This is a genomic window from Bacteroidota bacterium (assembly GCA_026391695.1).
GTDB lineage: Bacteria > Bacteroidota > Bacteroidia > Bacteroidales > JAGONC01 > JAPLDP01.
Genome location: JAPLDP010000082.1, coordinates 23168 through 45699 on the forward strand (window position 1 = coordinate 23168; position 22532 = coordinate 45699).

Here is a 22532-nt window from a genome sequence, read left to right on the forward strand (position 1 = left end):
ATGACTTTACAATTAACATAATTTAACAAAAGATTATTGTATTGAAAAGCTGTAGGTTAAGAGTTACATGTTGCAGATTATTTTGTTATTACTATTTTCTTAATAATTGCCTTTTCACCGGCTATAAGCTTAACGATATAAAGTCCTTCCGGAATATGCTGACCATTGTTGTTTTTTCCATCCCATGTAATATTTTGTTGACCTTCACATAAGTATGAATTAACCAGTGTTTTTATTATCTGACCCCTAAGATCATGAACTTCTATGGTTACCCTGGCAGGTTTGAGCAGAGTAAATGTGATAGTGGTGAGATTATCAAATGGATTGGGATAACTCTGTAATACCATGTCATTATCATGATTTTCGATAGACGACAGAAGATCACTGTCAATTCGTAATACCGCTTTATGAATACTAGCATCAGTCTGAATAAGTAATGAATCTTCCAGCCAGTAACCAAAGTTGTCAACCGGCATAGGTACTTTAACAGTCAGATCAAGAGAATCACCGGCAGCCAGTTCATAGGGTAAATTAATCGTCCAGGGATCGATGTACCACGGGAAACCATTATAACCCTGGTTATTGATATTGTTAATGATGACAGCTAAGTCATTGTAATTATGTATCTTAACCGTTTGTCCGAGAATCATTTGTTCATAGTTAATATATATCAGGGAATCAGGAATCACTGTGACATCGGGCAGAGGCTCAACGACCAGTGTCACCGGAATAGTGACCAGAGGTTCGTCGGGATCATTTGAAGTGATAAAGATTTCGCCCGGAAACATTCCGTCTTGCAGCAGTCCGGCATCCAGTGTCACTGAAATTTCCTGGTTTTCACCGGGAGTGACCGTGCCTGACAGAGTGTTGATAATCAGCCAGTCGGGTGGTTGGGAGGTACGGGTAATGGTCATCGTGAGGTTTGATGCTTCATGACCGCCGCTGCCGTATGAATCCTGTATCCATATTTTCCATATACCTTGCATGGATTCGCCATTAAAGGCCTCGACGGTTTTGGTATAGGTACCATTATTAAGGCTGCCAGATATTTGTGCCTGTGTGCCTGATGGTGACTCGACCTGGAAGGAACCACCATTGGGAAAGCCAGTTGTTGTCCAGTCAAACGTCATTGACCAGTTGCCAATAGTCCCTTCATCCGATATGTCTAACTCAGTCCATCCCAGTTCAGTATAGGTGTTGAAGTTCCATGTGCTGCCATCCGGGCTATTACTGACAGGATAAGAAAAGTCCTCGTCGATGGCTGTTGAATGGTCGATAGTAAAAGTCAGATCCAGGTTACCTGTATTATAGATTGTAAACGTTTTGGACAGGGAAGTGCCCGAGATGCAAGTGTCCTGTATATCCGGGGGATAAACGAGAATATCCGGTTCATAGTTTTGCTGGATATGGAATATATGCGGATCAGGGACGCCAATATAAGGATTATTTGCGCTATTTCCGGATTGGTCGACAGCATGGATGTAATAAGCTATTTCATCGCCGGGTTCAGCCCCCGGAATATTACCATAGTAAGTGGTGTCATCCCCGGTTGTCATTGTCACTGGAGTGTAATCTCCATCATTGATTTTATAAAACAGGATAACGGAATCAGGGTTAAGGGGCTGGCCGCTCATGGGAATGATGTCAGCCTCAACAGGGAATTCTGTTTGTTCCGGTAAAGATCCCCATAAGGGTATATGTTTAACCCATACCATTTGCTGGTCGGCAATACCGATGGCACGGCAGTGAATGGCATCTGTCGTCAGCCATTCATCGCCGGCATCGGCAGTTATACCCAAGATCTCATATCCAGGCATAGCGTCCTGGTAAACGGCAAGAGCTTCATCATCCCACTGGCTTCCGGTGATGGGGACAAAAACTTTTTTATTGAGTATCAGAGAATTGGTATAAGGTGTATTCGGATAACTGCCGGGAGTATAAACCCGGTAAACCTCGTAAGGTTTATTCCATCCACTGAGATGGGTAGTAAAATATTCGGCGATATATTCATAATCTTCATAGTGTGGGTCGCTCTGCGGCACCTGCCCGATAAGCACCTTATCCACATCAAGGAATTTAGCCCAGCAGTCAATGTGTTTGATATATTCTCCCAGCGGGTCTGGTAAGACGCTGTAGGTAGTGATACCCAGATAATCTTCAACAAGCTGAGCAATCTGATCGTGCGAATATTCCTGGTTTTCCTCCCATATCAGGTCGGAAGAGGCAGAATTCCCATATCCGTCGGTCATATAATTTCCGCCGGCAGTGGTGAGATCCATTCCGAAAAGATTGATACTCAGGAAATCGGCCATCTTTACCGGTATGTCGTCATCATTTGGCCTGGGTCGGTTATAAACAAAGTCCACAATTCCAAACTGATAATTTCCGTCAATGACAAACCATGGACCGTAGTCCCTTGTCCAGTAAGATTCAGAGGGTGCGATTAAGAAATCACAATGATCCAGATTGACGCCATTAGCAGTGTAAAGATCCCTGACTGTATTTTCCTGTGAAGAGTTGGCCACAATGGTTGTGACCATGACATCTTCCGACATCTCGGCAATCAGCGATACGGGAATGCCAAAGGGATATCTTACCAGCACTCCTTGCTGTTGATCAAATTCAGCAACATTATAAACTGGACCGATAGGGGGATCAGTGGGCGTGAAATCGCGTCCAGGCTCCCACTTGAGTAACATTTCCTCTTCGCTGAGATAGTGCATCAATTTCCATTTCGGAGGAGTCTGAGGCTCCTGGGAATAGGAAATCGATGTGGAGAGTATGAAGATACATATGGAGGCGATGATCCAGGGTATCCTTCTCCTGATAAGATGATACCAAAACGCAGGTAAAAAATGCAATGATCTTTTCATCTTATATGAAATTAGTCCATTCATAAAATAGAGAGGCTTCCCGAAAAGGGAGGGCTAATTTAAAACTAAAATCTGAATGATCTATTCTCTGATGATTTTTTTACATATGGATTGTCGGGAATTCTTAAATTCAATGATATATATGCCTTCAGCAAGGGTGTCAAATTTTATGATAGACCGGCCCGGATTCAGATATCCATTCCCGACAAGGTGTCCGTCGGAAGTATAAATTCCGAAGGTGGTTGTTTCCTCTATGTTGGATATTTCAACCAAAAGGGCATCCGAAACAGGATTGGGATATATGCTGATTTTGCCGAAGGCGGCGGTTTCATTGATTTTTGTTATGACGGGTGAGAAGTCTGTGATTTTTGACAGGCCATCGGTTGTAAATTGTCCTGCATCCGGTAGTGACCTGTCAAAAATGGCATTTAATTCAAATATTTCGTCTGTTGCAGGGCGATAGACCCTGAACTGGAACATTTCATTCTCCAGGAATCCTTCAACAGCGGTAAAAGTTGTCGGATCATCGCCGAAGGCCACCAGGGGTATATTCATTTCTGATCCGGGTATTGCCACCATACCTGCACACAGCCCCGTGGTGTTAAATACTCCCAGGATATCATCAGGTGCAAGTACAGAAAGAGCTTCTTTATCGATAGCAATGACATGCGAAACCGGTGTGGAACAAACTGTATTCCATGGCACATAGGCGGTATATGTTGGCAGGTTCTCTGGTAGTTCCAGCCCTTGGTCAAGGTCAGGGAAAATGATATGGCAATCATAAGAGACATGTACCTGATAAGCCAGACCAGGCATCAGATATAACAAAGTAAAGATATTCTGTTCGGGCCAGTATACGCCTAAACCGGCGATTTCCTTGACAATGGTAAGGGTATCACCCAGAGCGCTGAGGACATCAGTCTGAAGTGTTGATATCGGATTATCGCTCATTACCGGCATCAGATTCCATCCAGTATTAAGATAACAAATATTTCCTGAAGTGAAGAAACCTTTAAAGGTCACCTGCATAGATGAATCGACATTTATTTTGTAACCGGTAAAGGGATCCCAGTTTATGATGGTGTTTATATTCTGACCGGGCCAATATACTTTTGATTTGTCCATTAGAATGACAAGATGGTCGGTGATGGAATCGAAAATATTAACTACCGAATCATTTTCGGGTATGATGTAGCTGGATATTCCGTTCCATCCGGCAGGCAGGGTGATCACATGGTAGATATAGTAAAATGCTTCCAGTTTTAACAGGGATGATAAGGCGTTGACAGTAAACTTATCAGGTCCGAAAATGAATGTTGGCGTTGCATCAAAACTGTTATTGAGATTCTGTGAAAATAATTTCCAGTGAAAGTATTCATTTACCATAAATCCGTCTTTTTCAGGTGTAAGCGGATCATCCCCATAGGCACTGACCGTCACTGTTGATAATCCATTCCAAAGTTGCAGGCCGCCACATTTTAATCCGGAGGAATCCTCATAGAATACTCCAATATAATCATTGACAGAGATAGGTTCTCCATTTATCGTTGGATGGGCAAGCAGGGGTATCATGATGCGGTGTTTTGTGGAAGTCATTTTATAATCCCATCCGGGAGGGACGACGTACAAAGTAGCAGGATCTGAAATTTCGGGAGGTCCACATGATCCACTTACCATACAGCGGTATTTATATTCATTCATTTCTGGTCCGGCATCGGTTATTTGGAGCGTTGAAGTGTTGGAGCCATAATAGGTCATATTATCTGAAAGGTTGTTCCAGTTGGTGCCATGGTCGTTGCTGACTTGCCATTGATAGTTGAGCATCGGAATGAAAGGTATTTCGAAAATGGCATCTCCAAAAATATTGATAGTTGTATCCGCCGGCTGAGCTAACACAACAGGCAATGGAGCCACACATATGCCAAGAAAGGATGGGCTGCCTTCACCACAGGGATTTATCGCTTTCACTGAGATAAGGTAGCATACTGACGGGGTACTGAAAGTAAGATAGATTTCATTTGTTGTGCTGTAGCCATGAACCCCCGATGGCAGGGTCCATAGATAAGATGAAGCATTGGCTACAGGATCGATATAATAATAGATGTTTATATCACCCTGACAGACTATTGTATCTCCATAAATGGAACCCGCGGCTGCAGGTAAATGGGTTACTTCAATCCACAGGTTGGAGGGGGAGCCTGCCCCACAGCTATTTGTGCCATACACGCTGATATTTCCTGATGAGGCTGTTAATGAATAAGATACACTAATTGTGTTAGATGAACTGGATCCGACCGCACCGGGAGGCAAAGTCCATATATATTGTGTGGCATATGGAATTGGACTGACCGAATAAATGACATGTATTTCACCTGCACAAATACTGGCATCGCCTGATATCGGCCTGGCATTGCCAACGAGAGGAGTCACAGATATAAATTTTGACTTAACAGGTCCAACCCCACAGTTGTTAGATCCCTTGACCCTAATAAAGCCTGACTGGGCTGACGCTCCAAAAGAAACCAGAATCGTATTGGTTGTGCTGCTGCCTGTCGCACCCGGAGGAAGTGTCCAGATATAAGATGTGGCATGCGGGACAGGAGACACGGAATACGTTATACCGGAACTTCCTTTGCATACAGTAGCCGGTCCGATAATATTACCCGGAGCGTGAGGCACTGTATCTACGGAAATATAATCTGATTTGACCAGTGTCACTGTATCGAAATCATTATAGAGATTCAGGGTTACATTATAAGTGCCGGAATGAGTATATTTTACGTAGGGATTTTGTAATATGGAGGTGGGTGGCGTGCCGCCAGGGAAGATCCAAAGCCTGTTTGTGATTATGCCGGTTGAATTGTCAGTGAAAAATATCGTATCGCCGGTGCAAATAGTTGTCGGTAATCCTGTGAAAGCAGCGGTGATAGCTGAAGTGACATAATCTAGCTTATACGCTCCATCCCATAATACGGCCGGAGCCTCAACTGACAAGATACCTCCTGTGGTGGCCAATAATGCGGTCGAATCGACTTCCCCGGTGGTACAATTCCACCAGTCAACAGAATAATAGCTGTTGAAGAGACCGGAAAAATTCATGACCCCTCCCGAAACAGGGGGAGGATTTCCATAAGCATTGATATATTCATAGTTGTAGTTCCTGTTCTGAAACCAGCCTAATACATGAGAGGAATCTTGCAGAGCAAAGCTCCTTAAAACAGGGGCGTATTGAATAAAAATATATTTGTCGACTTCAATATATCCATTTCCTGTATTCTCAACGAAAATTTCATGATTACCTGCAGGTACGTCAACAGTGTAAGTCGTATTGGCATGTCCAACCTGATTTAGCACATTTACTTCGTCAATCCATATTTTTATCCTGGCCAGAAATGCCGTACCGCCTGTGACTACTGAAAATTGCCCGGCTTCAGCATAATCGACAGTGAAGTGGGGAGGATTACGCGAGGAGTTGAACATATAACCATACAGAAGTATGCTGAGGTTATTGGCATTTGGTATGATATTACCTGTTCGTTCAACAGTGAAATAGTCGGCCGGTGCAAGCTGGAATAAAGTCTGGAATCCCGGTTCAATGACCACATCAAGGTACTCATCTGATGAACAAAGCACACTACTGTGATGGTAATCCCCTGATTGCAGGTCGATGGAATGCATGAATGTGCAAACAGGGCCGAAGTGGTAATAGAGGTTCTGTGGATCAATATAATTATCCCACCACCAGGTTGACCCAGCCCCAAAGGCCCCAGACAAAGATGTGGACCACAGAGAGTTATGGAATGATATCCCGTCTGGATCAAGGTCAATACATATATCAGGGTCATGTGAAATGCCAAACTCACCGATACTGTTGGGCTTATTATAAGTCTGAAGATACTCACGGGTCATCGAATGCAGCCGGAGCTCGAGATCGGATGGATTGTACTGGTGAATAAGGGTGATATCTATCATAGAATTATTCCACATATCAGGATCATGCTCAAGGAAAGCATAACTGGTGGTAATCAGATGATCGGCAATGTCATAAGAATTAAGATACAGACCGGTTTCGATAAGCCAGTTGTCGATATCGGCATGGTGATCATTGAAGTCGCCATTCCCATCGGTTTCGGTGAACAGTTCCCAGGCCATCAATTGGGACGAATACCCCCACCGGGAGTTAATATAGCGCAGTTTACGCTTATAGAAAGCCTTGGCTGTAGCGTTTGTAAAAAAATCCAGTGTAGTGGCACATGGCCCACCATTGACGGCATTGTAAGGGCTATATTGCCAGTCATTATTCTGAGTGGTAGATACTTCATTGTGGATAAGCGGGCATAGTTGCATGTAAATACCTAGCTCAGTCGCTTTGTCAAGGATCCAGTCGAGCCAGAATGCAATATCAAGCCGGTTGGTGTAATTGCCTAACCCGGTGTTATTCCATTCAATGCCGAATGACCACGGGGTCATGATGATCTTGATGAAATTGGCACCATTTACTGCCAGACTGTCCAGCCATCTGTCATATACATAGAAACCATCGGTGGTAAAGCTCCAGGCCAGGTTCTCGCCGATGGGGAAGAAAGTATTGCCATCATCGTGAAGGAGAAAATTTGTACTGTTTTTCCTTATAAATCCATGATTATCTGATGTGATGCAAACAAAGGAATAAGTGCCGGAAAATGTTGTTCCATTTCCATCGGTACACCTGATTTCATAGGTCCATGTACCGATCTGGGTGGGGCTGAACCGGATTTTCCAGACAGGATCACCGTTCGGTATCAGTGCTCCCGAAGGAGGATTCAAAAGATAATCCTGGTAATAGAAGCCATCGACGACCTTCACAACTCCCGATGGCGAAGTAAAATGACAGCGGAGCCATATCTGATTGTAATCAAAAGGATTATTATAAACAGCCGAAAGGTCGATGGTTAACTCAAGTTTTTCATATCTGCCAATAGTATCTGAATTGATTGAAATGGAATTGAAGTTGGGTAGAGCCAATATCATCGTCGGACTGAAAAAGATAAAGGGCAGAAGGCTTAATATTTTTAATAATCTTCTTATCATCTTACTTTGTCGGGGATATGATCAGTTTAAGATATTCCTCCCAGTTCCATGTTCCTCCGTACCAGCAACCGTCGTATGAATAGGTTAATTTAAGATTGATGATAACGAATAAAAAGATGACGGAATAGATGGCAAATCTCATGCCCCTTTTTTTAAGGCTATTTGTTTTTGAGATAACATAAGCCAGGGGTATGCTGAAAAAGGCATAATACTCAACATAGCATCTCTGCCCGAATCCACAGCCAAATGACCAGTTCCACCAGGAAGCAAAAATATAGCTAATGGCAAGATACAGGATCAGAAACAACCATCCATTCATAATTTTATTTTTGACCATCATTACCATGCCGGCAATTATTATGGTGAAAAGCGGTGTATAAAGGAACAGACCATTGTTAGTTGAGAACCACAACTGAGCGATAGCCGGACGGTACCAATTGGTAAAAGATTCACCGGCATAAGTGTAAACCAGAGGTTTCCCATGAAGATATAACCAATATATTATCTGTGGAAACAAGATGATAATAAATACCGGTACTATGATAATCAGATGCTTCCAATAAAGTAAGTCTTTCACCCTGTCAATAATTTCTTTTCTCGATGTGGTATCCAGAAAGAAAACAACAGGCAGAAATATAAGATTAAGAGGCCGGACTAAAACAATAAGGGCAGATATTAAGGCAAGTAAGATTAACCAAGCTGATTTATTGCTTTGAAGTGAAAAATACCTCAGTACGACCTGAGTCAAAGCTGCGAATAAAAAAAAGGAATAAACATGAGTCATGCCTGTCTCATCAATACTATAATAAAAGAGGTTTGTTCCCAGTGAAAGTGCGAATATGGTCAGATAGGCTATCAGGGAAGTGAAATATTTCCTGAGTATGGAGTATAGGAGAAGCAATCCAAATATCAAATAGGACACGGCAGCGACATTGATCATCCAGTGATAGACCGGTGAAAATCCATCCTGTTCAAATCGTAAGATCGGTGTAGTCAGATGGGCAAGGATGAAAAATGGTAATTGCATCAGGGCTACTCCGCAGGGATATTTGGTAATGATTTTTTGGTTGATCGTATCGAGTGAAAAGCCATTTCCGGTTTTAACGTCGATATTCCGTGGAAATGCATCAACATGAAACCGATAGATGAAAGCCGCCGGCAGATACACATAATAACCGGCTTTGTCAGCCCAGATCTCACTATGGTAATTAAAATATCCTGACTTGCTGTGCCTGTTAAAGGCAAGAAAGATCAAACTTGCCCAGAGGATGATCCAAAATGCATAGTTCAGGATCTTTTTCATTTTATTGAATGTAAAGCAGTTTTATGATGGAAACATATTCTCCTGCAACCATTCTGCAAAAATAAATTCCCTGTTTCACCTTCATACCGTAATCATCACTGCCATCCCACGTAATGGTATATTCACCGTTTGGCACTTCCGACAGAAAGAGATTTCGCAGGATCTTTCCCTGAATATTACAAATATTAATCTGCACCATGGAATTTTCCTTTACCGAAAATCCAATGTACGCGGAGGTGCTGAAAGGATTCGGATAACTGCAGAACAGACGTGTTTCCCAGATTTCTTCGACTCCAACAAATGGTGTTACATGCAATTTAACAGGTATATTAATCGTATAGAGGGATGGATTGTAGACGGTTATGGTACAGTAATAATATCCATTGGAGAGGCCGGTTGTATTAAATGATGCGGTGATATCTTCACTTTCATCCGGGTTGATGATTCCGTTCAGCGGGGATACATTCATCCATGTCACCAGTGGGCTTATGCTGATACCGTAAGAACCTGAACTACCTCCCACATTTGAAATGCTGAATGTCAGACTGCCGGAGGTGTCACTTTCCATAATCATTACAAGGCTTATCGGATATGCTTTCAACACGGGATAACCTTTCAGTACGAGGATGGCCTTATAAACATTAAGTCTGCCACCTGTGACAGTAAGACCATCGAGTGAAGGGATGACATCTGCTGTTTGCAGGATATAGTCTTTGATTTCCAGGATTTTGCCTTCGGGGTTATTTTTATATTCCTGGATAAAGTCGGCATCTGCAGCGGCGAACATCAGGCCAATCGCGCCGGTGACATGAGGTGTAGCCATAGAGGTTCCGGTGAGATACCAGTAGGTGTTATTAAGTGTTGTGGATTTAATGGAATATCCGGGTGCGCCAAGGTCAATGGTTGTCGGACCCCAGGCAGCAGGGCTGAATTTCTCATCTTCATTGGTGGTATTGGTGACAGTGATGAGAAAATTGCTTGGAAACGCTGTAGGCACATCGCCTACAACATCAATATTCCAGTTCACATTGGCTGTGGCGCCGGTGTTGAGCACGCCATAATGTCCCAGGGAGTCATACATGGCGCCCCACAAGGGATAGTCATCCGGATCGCCCTGGTCAACGCCAAAGGAGGCATTGGTGGCCACCACAAAAGCTCCATGTTGCCCGTTGGTTTCATTGTACCTGGCACGCATTTCCAGGATATAGCCATAGGCTTCCACGATGCCTGATTCAATGCCTGTGGGGCTATTGACAGGCATGACTTTCACATTCCAGTTTACGCCTGTGACGCCTATGCCGTTATTTCCAACAGCGCCAATGATACCGGTAATATGTGCGCCATGCTCAGCGGTGAGGATCTCACCGTTGTGGAGCGTGGCATTCCACCCGTCAAAATCGTCAATGTATCCATTTTGGTCATCATCGATGCCATTACCAGGTATCTCTTCATAGTTCTTCCAGAGGTCAAGGTCCTCATGGTTGAGGTCGAAGCCGATATCGACGACAGCCACCACTATGGTATCTCCCAGTGCTGACAGGCCTCCTGTGCTGAACTCCCATGCATCAGTGGCATCAATGTCAGCATCCGGAACACCCCCCATTTGTCCGGTGTTCTTCATGGCCCACAGCTCGGCAAAAAACTGATCGTTAGGAACTACTTCGCGTATCGTGGTATAATGGTCAAACTGTGCCTCAATGACAAGAGGGTGGGAGCGAAGCTGCGACAGTACAGTCATGTCAGACTGCCGTCCTGCTGCAAAGCTGAAGAGCCATATATTCAGCCGCTGCGACAGCAAGTTGACAGGTTTCAGGTTGATATCTCTAAAATGATCCGATAATGCCGAAAAATTCACGCCGGCCTTATCTTTCTTTATCTGGACGATGATACGGCCTGGCACATAAGAGGTTGGTGTCTGGGAAAAACCAGAAGGAAGGAGAAATATGATCAGCAGGATGGTCAAAAGAGATATAAATAAAAATATTTTCATAAAAAATATAATGAGTAAAGAATAAAGGTAATAAAATTTAAGCTTATTTGGATTTGTTTATCTCCTTGTCATACATCCATTGAGCGTCCCTCCGCAACATTTCATCCAAACTGATGCCGAGCTTTGAAGCTTTTTCTTTTACGATGTTCAACCACTTCTGATCATTTCGTATCATCTTCACATAATCGTCAAGACTCTTTTCCAGTTCGGCTTTTCCAGTTTCTTCCCTGAATATCCTCACCGCTTCCTGCCTGACCATTTCATCAGAAGTGAGATAGTACTGCTTTGCTTTTTCGGTGACCTGCGCCATCAGTATTTTGTCAGAACGGATCAGGCCTTCATTCATTTTATCTGCATAATATATCTTACGAATTTCCGGTGTATCCATATTGAACATATAGTCAGCATCACGTTGCAAGGCTGAATCAACAGGGATTTTCCACAGTTTCGCTTTATTTTTTACCAAATTCATCCAAGCGGTGTCTGATCTGATGATTTCTTCATAATATCGCAATCCATATATTTCACGGTATTTATCCGGATTTTCTGTTTTAAACTGGTAATCGGCTTCTTGGGTAATAACGTCTTGCAAGGGTTTAGATCTCTTTAATGCACGTTTGACGAGGTCATCAAAGAATCCGACATTTATCCGGATACCATTTTCATAATTATAGAGGTAATCGGGCTCCAGATCGGGAGTGAAGGCTTCGTATGCGCGGTCAATAAATTCCCAGTCGTATTTATATAGGAATCGTTCTGTCACCATCAGCAGGACGACATCACGCCGTTCAATTTCATCCCTGATGTTCAGATCATTGACAAAGGTTGAATCCCAGTAAGTTTCCGGGAAAACCATATAATTGAAATACCAGAAGTTTTGGTGGCTGAAAAGTGAAGCAGGCAGCCCTGTATTATAGATATTCCAAAAGTAACTGTCGCCAACAACAAGCACCCTTGGTTTTATTTTGGAAGGATTTTGCTCAAAGCGTAACTTCGGATAAGCCATTTGACCATGTGGAAGTTCCCATATGAGATTGAGGGGTCTGCCGGCATCATAATCATTGTCACGAAGTGAATCAGATATATCAATTTTTTCAACATAAATATCCGGCATCTTGATTTTCCGAAGATTTTCGAGGTATCTGATAAGGGTATCCGCTACCAGGGTCATACCGTAGGTGCTCCAGTGAACGCCATATTTGGGGTATAACAAATAACGGGTGGTATCTTTCATTAAAAGATAATATGCATTCATATCGACGTACCTGATGCCGAGTTCGTCTGCTTTTCGCCGGATATAATCGTAATTTGTAAGTGTTCGTTTTGACGTATTGTATTGATCAGGAAGATTTTCAGGTTCAAATCGTGCCTTGCTGGGTTCAAGCACCAAGATGAGATCGATATTTTTTGTTGTCTTAAGAAATTCCTGGAGGTACTTGAAACGCCGCATTTTTTTATCCCAGGTCTTTTCACCAATAAAATCCCATCCCATATATTCCCGGATATAATCATATTCAAAAAGCACGTCTTTTTTGCCGACTACCACACCTTCGGCATGGACCCTTCGGAACAGACTGAAATCGATTTGGTTGTTGAACCGCACTAATGCATTCCTGAAGCCGATGTTTTGTTCAAGATAATCAGTATACTGCGCCTGATTTATTCCCGGAAACCAGCCAACCCACGTGAATTTAGGTTTTTGATAGGCCACAAAGTCCCCATTGAGTGCTTTGATATCAAAAAACGGATAGAGCTTTTGCAGAGCAGGTAAAAAGAGCATGATAAGAATCAACAATAAGAGCATATTTTTCAGCGTCTTCATCTTCATTTTTATCGGCTGTCATGCAAATATAAAGTAAATTCTGAAAATAGTATCCTGCCAGTTTACTGCTTGTTATTGAATTCTTGACAGAGATAATTAAGAGTAAAATGATGATCGGGTAAGTAACATTTATTTTAGGAGTATCATTTTACTCACTGACTGATGGCTGCCATCCTGAAGTAAAATGAAATATATACCTGCAGGTTGTTCCATCAGGTCAATGGTTTCACGATACCTCCCGGGAATCATGGATGACACCTTTTCAAAAACAACCTGGCCGGTATTATTAAATATTTTCATGGAAAGGTTCATGCGGCCCATTGAGTTCATGATTAGCGTGAAAGATCCATTGGAAGGATTCGGATATATTGACATCTCAAAAGGATCATCGTCCTCCTGAGCACCCTGTCCAGAGACAACTGTGATATAATGGTTTTTGGTCAACATATCGGATTGATTGCCATTTGAAACCGACAGGGTGACATCAAAGATACCTGCCATGCTATAAGAAATGACAGGTTCGCGTTCGAAGGAGACTTCGGGTGTGCCACCGGGAAATGTCCAGCTCCAGGATTGCACATCATCTGTCGAAAAATCATGGAACTGAATTCTGGTGCCGGTCAGCAAAGTGAGGGTGTCGGCCATAAAATTAGCGGCAATGTCATTTGTTTTGATGTTAAAAAATTCAAGATATCTTCGCATCAGCTCCGCTTTTGTTGAAGGATAAACAGAATCGGTCAATCCGCCGAATTCAAAGGATGTGCCAATGGTTTTGTAGACTTCTGCGTCGTACGACACAGCAAAGCCAAATCCATTGTTTTTATCTCTGAAGATGCAACTGGCCGGTTCAATACCTTCCAGGTTATCAAGTCTGATATTCTCTCCTGTATAATCAAATGACATCCCTTGTGTCAGCGTTGATGACTGGCCGGCAAGGGTATCGGGTTTGTGTGACCATGCAGCATGATCACCGGTAATATGAAACATAGGTTGTAAGGCAGTTGGATCGTCATAGTACCATGTAGCACCTCCCTCCAGATACAGATGACCTCCCTGGTTCAGATAAATCACAAAATCGTCTGCATCTGGTGTTTCAAGGATATAGTTCAGCGGGAAAACCCCCAGACAGAGAAATATGGCATCATACTTATATAAATCCCACCAGGGGATATAGTCTCTGTAATCTGCAACAATCATGTTTTCAGCTATAGCATTACGAATCACAGGACCTGAACTGACATTGGGATCAAGGTCAACAATCAGTATCTGCGTCGGGCTGATGAGCAGATGGATGGAATCGGTTAATATAAATCCTGTTGTGTCATAAATGTCAAAGTATATCCAGTTTATGTGACCAGGAGGTGTATGGGGATTAGCGGTCACATTGATTTCGCGGGATGTGTTGACTCTGCTTTGAATATCACCGTAATCCAGGCAGAGGCTTTCGTTGAAGGAGATGTATGGATCCTGGCAGGAGAGGTGACAACTGACTCCATGGGCCACAGAATGACCGAAATTATTTATTTTGATATTTAATTCAGCGTTTTCACCCGGTTCCAACAAATGATCCTCCTGATCTTCAACGACCATATCTCCAGATGCCACTAAAGGTGCACAGGCTTGAAGGTTCAGTGACTTTTGCCAGTTCTGTTCATCGGAAAGGAAATCAATGCTGGACTGAATGGTATATAAATCCGGGATATCCGATCTGGTAATAAACCTGAAAGCACCCGCAAGATCAAGTGTCGCATCTGGACTTAATAATCCAATATACTCCGAACTATCCATCAGGGTTATGTTTTTATCGGTTACACTGAAGATGATACGGGCATTATGCAAGGTATCATTGCCTATATAACGGATAGTCAGATCAAGGGTCACTTGTTCATTTTGATTGATTAAGCTGTCATCACCGGCAGAGATTGAATGAGCCATATATAATCTGGAAGAAAGCTGAAACGGCCGGAAATCCGAAATATGATTCTGATCCGTTGCAATAACCTGAAATTCAGTTATTTTTTGAGAGCATGACGGTGTTCCGGAGAGCAATCCATCTTCAGAGAGCAGCAATCCCTCCGGGAAATCAGGCCTATTAAATCGCACAGCCTGAAGCGAAGACAGATCCTCTTCGGCAGAACTTCCTGTAAAAGTAAAGTTTTGCATGTCGCCATCTGAAATACCGGCTACCCAGGTAAAGGGTTCATCACTGATCATATCGCCATAAAGGAATGTGATACTGCCGTCGGCATGTAATGTAACGGCGAAGTTTATGGAAGTATTTGCAGGATGATTGACGTCAGTGAGTTGCCACCTGAAGGTGGCCTGCTGTTCATCACCTTCATACCAGATGCCATCCCCATTTTACTGGATAATAATCAGTGACCAGTTCATCAAGGGTGAAACAGACCGGGTGGATCTGCATAAAAGATTCAGATCCTGGATGTAAGGAGTAGGGTAGGTTTGTTGATCAAACATCAGAAATCCACCGGTATGAAGGGTCACTGAATCAAAGGTTTCATTGTAATATGGGAATGAAAAACCGAGCTTTTTGGTTACAAAACCATTCTGATTATTGGTGGGTGTTAATTGTTCCTGATCAACTAACGGAAAAGGTTCAATGATCCGGTTAAAGGAATAATCTGCTTTCAACTTCCATGAATAGGGAGGAGTCCCACCTGTTGCCGAAAACTGATGAGTATATGCTTCACCAGGTATGATAGGAGGAAGAGAATCATCGGTGATTCGGATTTTATTGAAAGTAACGGTTTTAATAACCGACAACCGTGTGAAATCATTATCATTAATCGGCACATTGACAAATTGACACATTGTTTCATGAATGCCATTTATATAGTCAATGACCGACCATTCAACAATTTCTCCAGTTCCCTTATTGCCGGGATCATCTTCAGTAATCTGGAGGAAGATTTTTGCTGCTTCCCCATTATTCATATAACTGAGTAGCGGTGTGATATCAAGTCCGAATTCAATCGTTTTGTCTTCTTCCAAATGTCCACCCTGCATATAGAATTCACCTCCCTGATAGTCAAAAATAGGGAATTCCATTTCGCTGACGGGGAAAGCTGCTGAAGTATCAGGTGAAATGCCGGCGGTGACTTTAATTTTATTCCGGCATGTATGCCGCAATGTAACTTTCATGGTCAGCAAAGGTTCATAGTCAGGTATGACCTTTATGACATTAACGGAATTATTCCATATACCCCCCGCACCATACATATCCGCAAGTGTCTTATACATCATATAGCAGAAGCCGCTGTCGCCCCACGAAACACCATAGCTGTTCACGAATTTCAAACCGCCGATTTCCCAGTCTTTCATATCAATGACTCCATCGTTATTGATATCTTCATCATTGGTGAACCTCCCATCAATGTTATAATCAAAACGGATCGAATCATTATAGCCCACTATTGTCACGGCATGTGTGGCCTCCGGATACCAGACTATGATGACGTTTTTACCTGCCTCGGGTGTGCCTTGCGGCAGGAGGTAAGGGATGATAATGCCGGCATAGAAGTTAGCAGTGCCGCCAAAAGGAGATCCATCCAGATGATCATGAAGCCAGTTTTTCAGAATTAACAATCCTTCAGTATTCATGAAATTCCATACAAAATGCGTAGGGTACTGATTTTGGGGTAAGTCAGCGGGAAGAATGCGTGCCCGGTCGATCTCATAAGTAAAATTATACCCTATGGAAGCAGCCTGTCCACAGGATGCCGCATCCTGCTCAAAAACAGGACGAAGAAATGGTAATGTAGAATTGTCCAGTTTATATGGAAGATCTATATACCGGTATTCCTCCGATAGTAAAAGTTTTGGGACATTAACCAGAAATACCGAGTCAACAGGGGTAAGAATATTAAAACCATTGTTTCTTTCCTGGGCATAACTTTTCATGCCCCCGAAGAGAAATTGAGCTATGAATAATACAATCAATAACTTACAGAGGTGTTTCATTTACATCAATAGCGTTTTAAACGTACTATACTAATGGAATTGATACCTGAAGTCAATAGTAATTAAGTTACCGCATAGAAATTTAAGTTAGCGGTAAATCAATACTCTCCTGGTTATCAGGGCAGAATCAAATTTGATCACCAGCAAGTACAAGCTTGATGGCTGATTGTCAAGTGAGAATTCAAGGGTATTTTCACCTGAAGATAAGGAAGACGATTTCTCGTAAACCATATTGCCAATCCTGTCATAAATGGATATCATTACTGTCATTTCCGATCCGGTAAAGATCTGGGCTATAAAGTTGCCGCTATTAGGATTTGGTATGATCTTAACAGCCAGATCAGAGGACGATTCAATGATTCCGGTGCAGGGGTTGACAAGGACACTCTGGAAAGCACTGAATACACAACCATTAGTATCGCCAAAAGAATATGTCAGAATGTGAGTGCCATTTCCGGCCAGGGAAGGATAAAAGTAACCGTCAACCATACCGGTGCCGGAGTATTCACCACCAGGTGGATTACCCTCGGTAAGAAGATAAGGAGGATCATACACGCAGAAATCAGGAAGGGCATTGAATGTAACAACGGTGCCAGGAAAGAACGACAGGATGACCTGATCCGATACAGGATCCACACAGGGGGCAACAGCATTTGCTATCAGTTCAAGCTGAACACTTCCGTTGATGATATCCTGTTCACCGGGTATGTATGAAGCCTGCAGAATAGTGTCAACATCAAAAATTCCATCACCATATGTAATCCACTGAACAGAGAGATGATTTGATGCTGATCCTGAAAGAGTCCAGACAACATTTGAACACGTTGTGGCGTCTTCACCTGCATCTGCTTCAGGCGGGGGGAAAACATTCACAGTGATAAACCCCTCAACAGGATTATCGTTGATATCAGTAACGGTGATATAGTAGGTTGTCGTTTCGAGAGGCGTATCAATGGGATTGGGAATATCGGATGAAAATCCCGGCGGAACAGAGGTCCATGCATAAGCGTATGGTCCTGTTACGCCATCAACTTCAACGTTGAGTTGGGTGGATTGTCCGAGGCATACATTTTCAGGATTAGCTGAAACAGTAATATTAAACGGGCTGCCTTCGATATAAACGGTAACCTGATCTGATGACTGGCATCCTGAAACATTATCTGTGACCATGACTGTGAAAATGACCGAATTGGTCAGTGGAACAGTTGTCGGATTTTGAATGTTCGGATTGACCAGGTATATAACAGGTGTCCACATATAAGAATAATCGCCGGATCCACCTGATACTGTGCAAGAAAGCGTTGTGGATGTCAGGTACGGGATAATCTGATTTTCACCGGCATCTGCCAATGGATGAGATGCAATTGTGATAAGTACTAGGTCGCTATCCTGTCCGGTGCAAGGAGAAATGGCATAGCCAATCAGAGCCAGTGTAACAGATCCTGCAGATATATCTTCCACACCAGGTGTATAAATTGCTGATAATGAAGATGGATCATCAAAAATTCCATCACCGGTTGTCGTCCATTGAATAGTACTTGTATATTCTGCTGTGCCTGATAACTGATAGGATTGATTTTCACAAATCACGCCATCATCACCGGCATTTACGAGAGGTTGATGCTGGACATTCAGAGTCAGCGTATCATTCACCGTAATCAGGCAGGTAGCTTTTGGATAAGCTGTCAGAATCAGATTTACCGTACCTGCTTCAAAATCTGATGTTCCGGGATAATAAACAGCAGAGAGGTTTGTAGTGTCGTTGAATGTCCCATCGCCAGTTGTCGACCAGAAAGCTGAATCAGAAGAAGTGATTTGCCCTGCCAGATTGACAGGCAGATATTCACACGTCGATATATCCTGGCCTGCATCAGCTTCTGGTAACGGGTCAAAGAAGATCGTCATATAGTCGGTCAGAGAAAAGCCCAGATTATGATTGGCTGTCAGTTTAAGGACTACTGCACCGGTGATAATATCTGAGGTGCCAGGGTAATAAACCGGATTCAGGATCTGCTCATTGCTGAAGTTCCCTGAACCTGTTGTTTCCCAGAGGATTGAAGAATAATAAGAGGCTGAGCCGGAGAGAGTGCAGTTTGTGTTTTCACAGATAGTGTCATCTGCACCGGCATAGACAGTCAGCAACCGGGACTGAATGGGAGGAAAGGTGATGAAATCGACCCAGGCACAATCACTGCCATTGACTACGGAATAATCTTTCTTATATTCCCACTTTAATTTGCGTATGCCCTTGTTGATGGTGTATGTCACTTTATCCCAGGGGACTTCACCCGACCAGCGTCCTTTTTCAGAATCATCAATATAAAAAATAAGGAAATCATAGTTGACTTCTGATGATACTCGCCTGTAAAAGGAGATCTCAGAATTGCTCAGCACTTCGATATCAAGCTTCATTCTCGAAACCTGCTGATCCAGGATCTGACCGGATCTAGCACAGTAACTTCCTTCATATACGTTGCTATTGGTAATGTACCAAGGTTGATGGCTTCCGGTGAATATCCATGGGAACTGACTGAAATCTCCGGTCTCGAAATCTTCAGTGATTGTGCCAACAGTCAGATAAAGGGTGTCCTGAATGGATATTCCATAGTCGCCTGTGATTACGATTTCAAAATAGGCAATATGTCCATCCATTGTAGAAGGCAGAGATGTAATGGTGAACGATAATTCAGATGATCCGTTACCAGGTATTAGGTCAATCGAATCATTGCCATTATTAATAGTTATCTGCGGATCGACTGAGCTGAGAATGGAATGGATATCTACGGCCTTTCCTTTACCTTGGTTACTAAGAGTAACATTAAAAGTCACTGTTTCTCCCGGATCAAATATTCCATTACCACTATCATCTATAGAAAGAGTGCCAATTGTAATAAGAGGCGCATAGGCTATGAACTCAAGTGTCCTTTCGAACGTATCTTCGGTTGCTGTGATTTTATTATTGAAGACTATAGAATGATTGTTTTCAATGGTGTCAGAGACTATAAATCCAAAAGCATTCGGAAATCCCATGGTCTGATTAGGAGCAAGAGTACCGATATCCTGGGTGCTGTCAGTCATGACAATATAATCGTCCTGAGTGGAGAAGGTCATGACAGCATTATGAATAGTAGTGCTGGAAATATTCTTGACGATGATATCAACACTGGCTGTCTCACCCTGTTCTATCAAATTATCATCACCGGAAAGTACTGTGAAGTCACTTACAATGCCGATAGTACTGAATGACAAGATTTTAGATGAAGAAATCAGGTTCTGGTCCGTGGCTACAAAACTAATGGTCATGTTATCATACTCATGCTCTGGTATACCGCTAAACACTCCGTCGGCCGACATTTCCATCTCGATGGGATAAGGCTTTGGTGCGAATTCTATGATATAATTGTTAGGTATGGAAGTGGTATTTGAAACTGCCGAGGTCTGGTAATTTTTTCCATCCCCGTTTGAGGCCCCTCCAAACCAGCGTGTAGAAGCGACCAATTGAATATTACCGTAATAGTATTCGATTTTGCCGGTAGGATATAATTTCACTGCCAGATTGAGGTCGGATTGTGAATTATACCCATCCTGTGAAACCTTCCAGCGGAAAGTTACGCAGGATGAGTCACCTTCATACCATAGGCCATCCCCTCCGCTCGGATATAATGTTAATCCCACATCAAAAAATGGTGCAATGTTCCTGTTCTTTGTGAACCTGTAAAAGATTTCCTGGAAATAAGGCCATGTGACCAGCCAGTTATCGAATTTCAGGAAACCATCCACATACATATAAACGCTATCATATAACTGGCCAAAAAATGGAAATTCAAACGGGAGAGCCATGAAGGCATAACCATCGGTGTTACTGGTGGGGGTGAGCTGTTCAGACGTTATCGAAGGGAAAGTGCCGTTATGACTGGTTTCATTATAACCCCGGTCAATATCCCAGAAATATGGTGACGTGCCACCTGTCGCTGTTAACTGGTATGTATAAGGTTCATAGACATGGGCTTCGGGAAGAGTGGAAGTTGAAATGGTAACATCTGAGTAGTTAATAGTAGCAACAACAGGTACAAACGTCGTATCATTCTGGTTTATCAGTAAATTACTGACTCCTGAGGGTATCTCATTAACACCATTGGTATAATCGACCAGCGAAAATTCCTTGATAAAGCCTGTCGACCAGTTATCTGGATCCCGTTCGACAACCACCAGGAAAAACTTGGCCGTTTGACCGGGAGTGATATAATTAAGAAGAGGTGAGATGTCAATGCCGAATTCGATGATTTTATCATTTTCAGTGCTTCCACCCTGCATGTTGAGGCATCCTCCCTGGTAGTCAAAAATAGGCAGGTCAAGAATATGAGTTGGTACAGAGGCGGAAACGTCTTCAGCGATACCAGCATATATTTTCAGCTGTTCACGACAGGTATGCTGGACTTTTACTTTCATAGTCAGCTGTGGGGAATCATCCTCTTTGACTTTCAGGACATTGACAGTGCTGTTCCAGATCCCTCCTTCACCGAATTTATCAGCGACTGTTTTATACATCATATAACAGTAGCCGCTATCGCCCCATGCGGGAATGCCACCATAGCTGTTGACAAATTTAAAACCCCCGATCTCCCAGTCTTTCATATTAATGATACCATCGCCACTGATATCAATATCATTAGTATATTGCCCGTCGCTGTTATAATCCCACCGGATAGAGTCATTCCATCCGACTATAGTGAGAGCATGGCTGGAATAGGAAGCCCACGCGATACAAACCTGTTTCCCGGCTTCCGGTGTACCAGGCTGCAAGTAATATGTCATGGGCTGATTGGCATAAAAGCTCGCAACCCCACCTACAGGTGAACCGTTGAGGTGTTCCAGCATCCAGTATTTCAGGGTAAGGAACCCTTCATATGTGTCAGTGCGGATGTTATAGGCATTTTCTATCCGATTATGCATGCCGTTATAATAATTTTCATATCCCGACATCCATCTGGTATTTCCCCCTGCTGCCATTCCACCGTAATCAGCAACATTTGGTGTTCCAACACTTCTGAGTACTTCCATTGCATGATAATAACTCACGCCACCATAACCCGCTGCTTCATTGGGCCAATTATACACAAAGTGTGGAGGGTATTGATTTTCAGGAACATTACCCGGCACTTCCCGCTTGCAGTTCATTTCGTATGTAAAATTATATCCTACAAGTGCTGCCTGACCGCAACATAAGCCTGTCTGCTGAAACACTGGTCTCATACAGGGTTGTTCTGAGTTATCAAGAACTGCTGGCAGCAAAGGCGCTGATGGACTTTTATACCTTTCCGGTAATGTCAGCTCCGGCAGACTGACAAGACCGATTGAGTCCTCAATAGTCATCGGTTTATATAAACCTGCCTTGAACAAAATGGTCAGTGAATCGGGTTGGTTACAGAGATCCTGTGCCTCTATTGAAGAAGGTACAAGATACAATAATGTTATAACTAGTACCATGAAATATTG

The 22532-nt window shown here is 42.9% G+C and carries 8 protein-coding genes; all 8 read right to left on the reverse strand.

Features of this window, described 5'->3' with window-relative positions:
* Positions 1-77 precede the first annotated feature (77 nt).
* The gene (locus NT175_12150; GenBank protein ID MCX6235446.1) at positions 78-2873 is read right to left on the reverse strand and encodes an agmatine deiminase family protein; all 2796 of its coding nucleotides are present in this window, start codon (positions 2871-2873) and stop codon (positions 78-80) included.
* An 81-nt stretch (positions 2874-2954) separates the two neighbouring features.
* Positions 2955-7943 carry a DUF5060 domain-containing protein gene (locus tag NT175_12155; GenBank protein MCX6235447.1) on the reverse strand — a complete coding sequence of 1663 codons (4989 nt, stop codon included), beginning with the start codon at positions 7941-7943 and terminating at the stop codon, positions 2955-2957.
* A 1-nt stretch (position 7944) separates the two neighbouring features.
* A complete protein-coding gene (locus tag NT175_12160) occupies positions 7945-9246 on the reverse strand; it encodes a hypothetical protein (GenBank protein ID MCX6235448.1) in 1302 nt (433 codons plus the stop codon).
* Position 9247: 1 nt separating this feature from the next.
* A complete protein-coding gene (locus NT175_12165) occupies positions 9248-11236 on the reverse strand; it encodes a S8 family serine peptidase (GenBank protein MCX6235449.1) in 1989 nt (662 codons plus the stop codon).
* A gap of 43 nt (positions 11237-11279) precedes the next feature.
* Positions 11280-13058 (reverse strand): hypothetical protein, encoded by a 1779-nt coding sequence (locus NT175_12170; GenBank protein MCX6235450.1) that lies wholly within the window; start codon positions 13056-13058, stop codon positions 11280-11282.
* Between the two features lie 129 nt (positions 13059-13187).
* Positions 13188-15272 (reverse strand): T9SS type A sorting domain-containing protein, encoded by a 2085-nt coding sequence (locus NT175_12175; GenBank protein MCX6235451.1) that lies wholly within the window; start codon positions 15270-15272, stop codon positions 13188-13190.
* Positions 15273-15419: 147 nt separating this feature from the next.
* Entirely contained in the window at positions 15420-16976 is a 1557-nt protein-coding gene (locus tag NT175_12180) for a hypothetical protein (GenBank protein ID MCX6235452.1), read from the reverse strand.
* Positions 16977-17123: 147 nt separating this feature from the next.
* Entirely contained in the window at positions 17124-22523 is a 5400-nt protein-coding gene (locus NT175_12185; protein ID MCX6235453.1) for a T9SS type A sorting domain-containing protein, read from the reverse strand.
* Between the last annotated feature and the right edge of the window lie 9 nt (positions 22524-22532).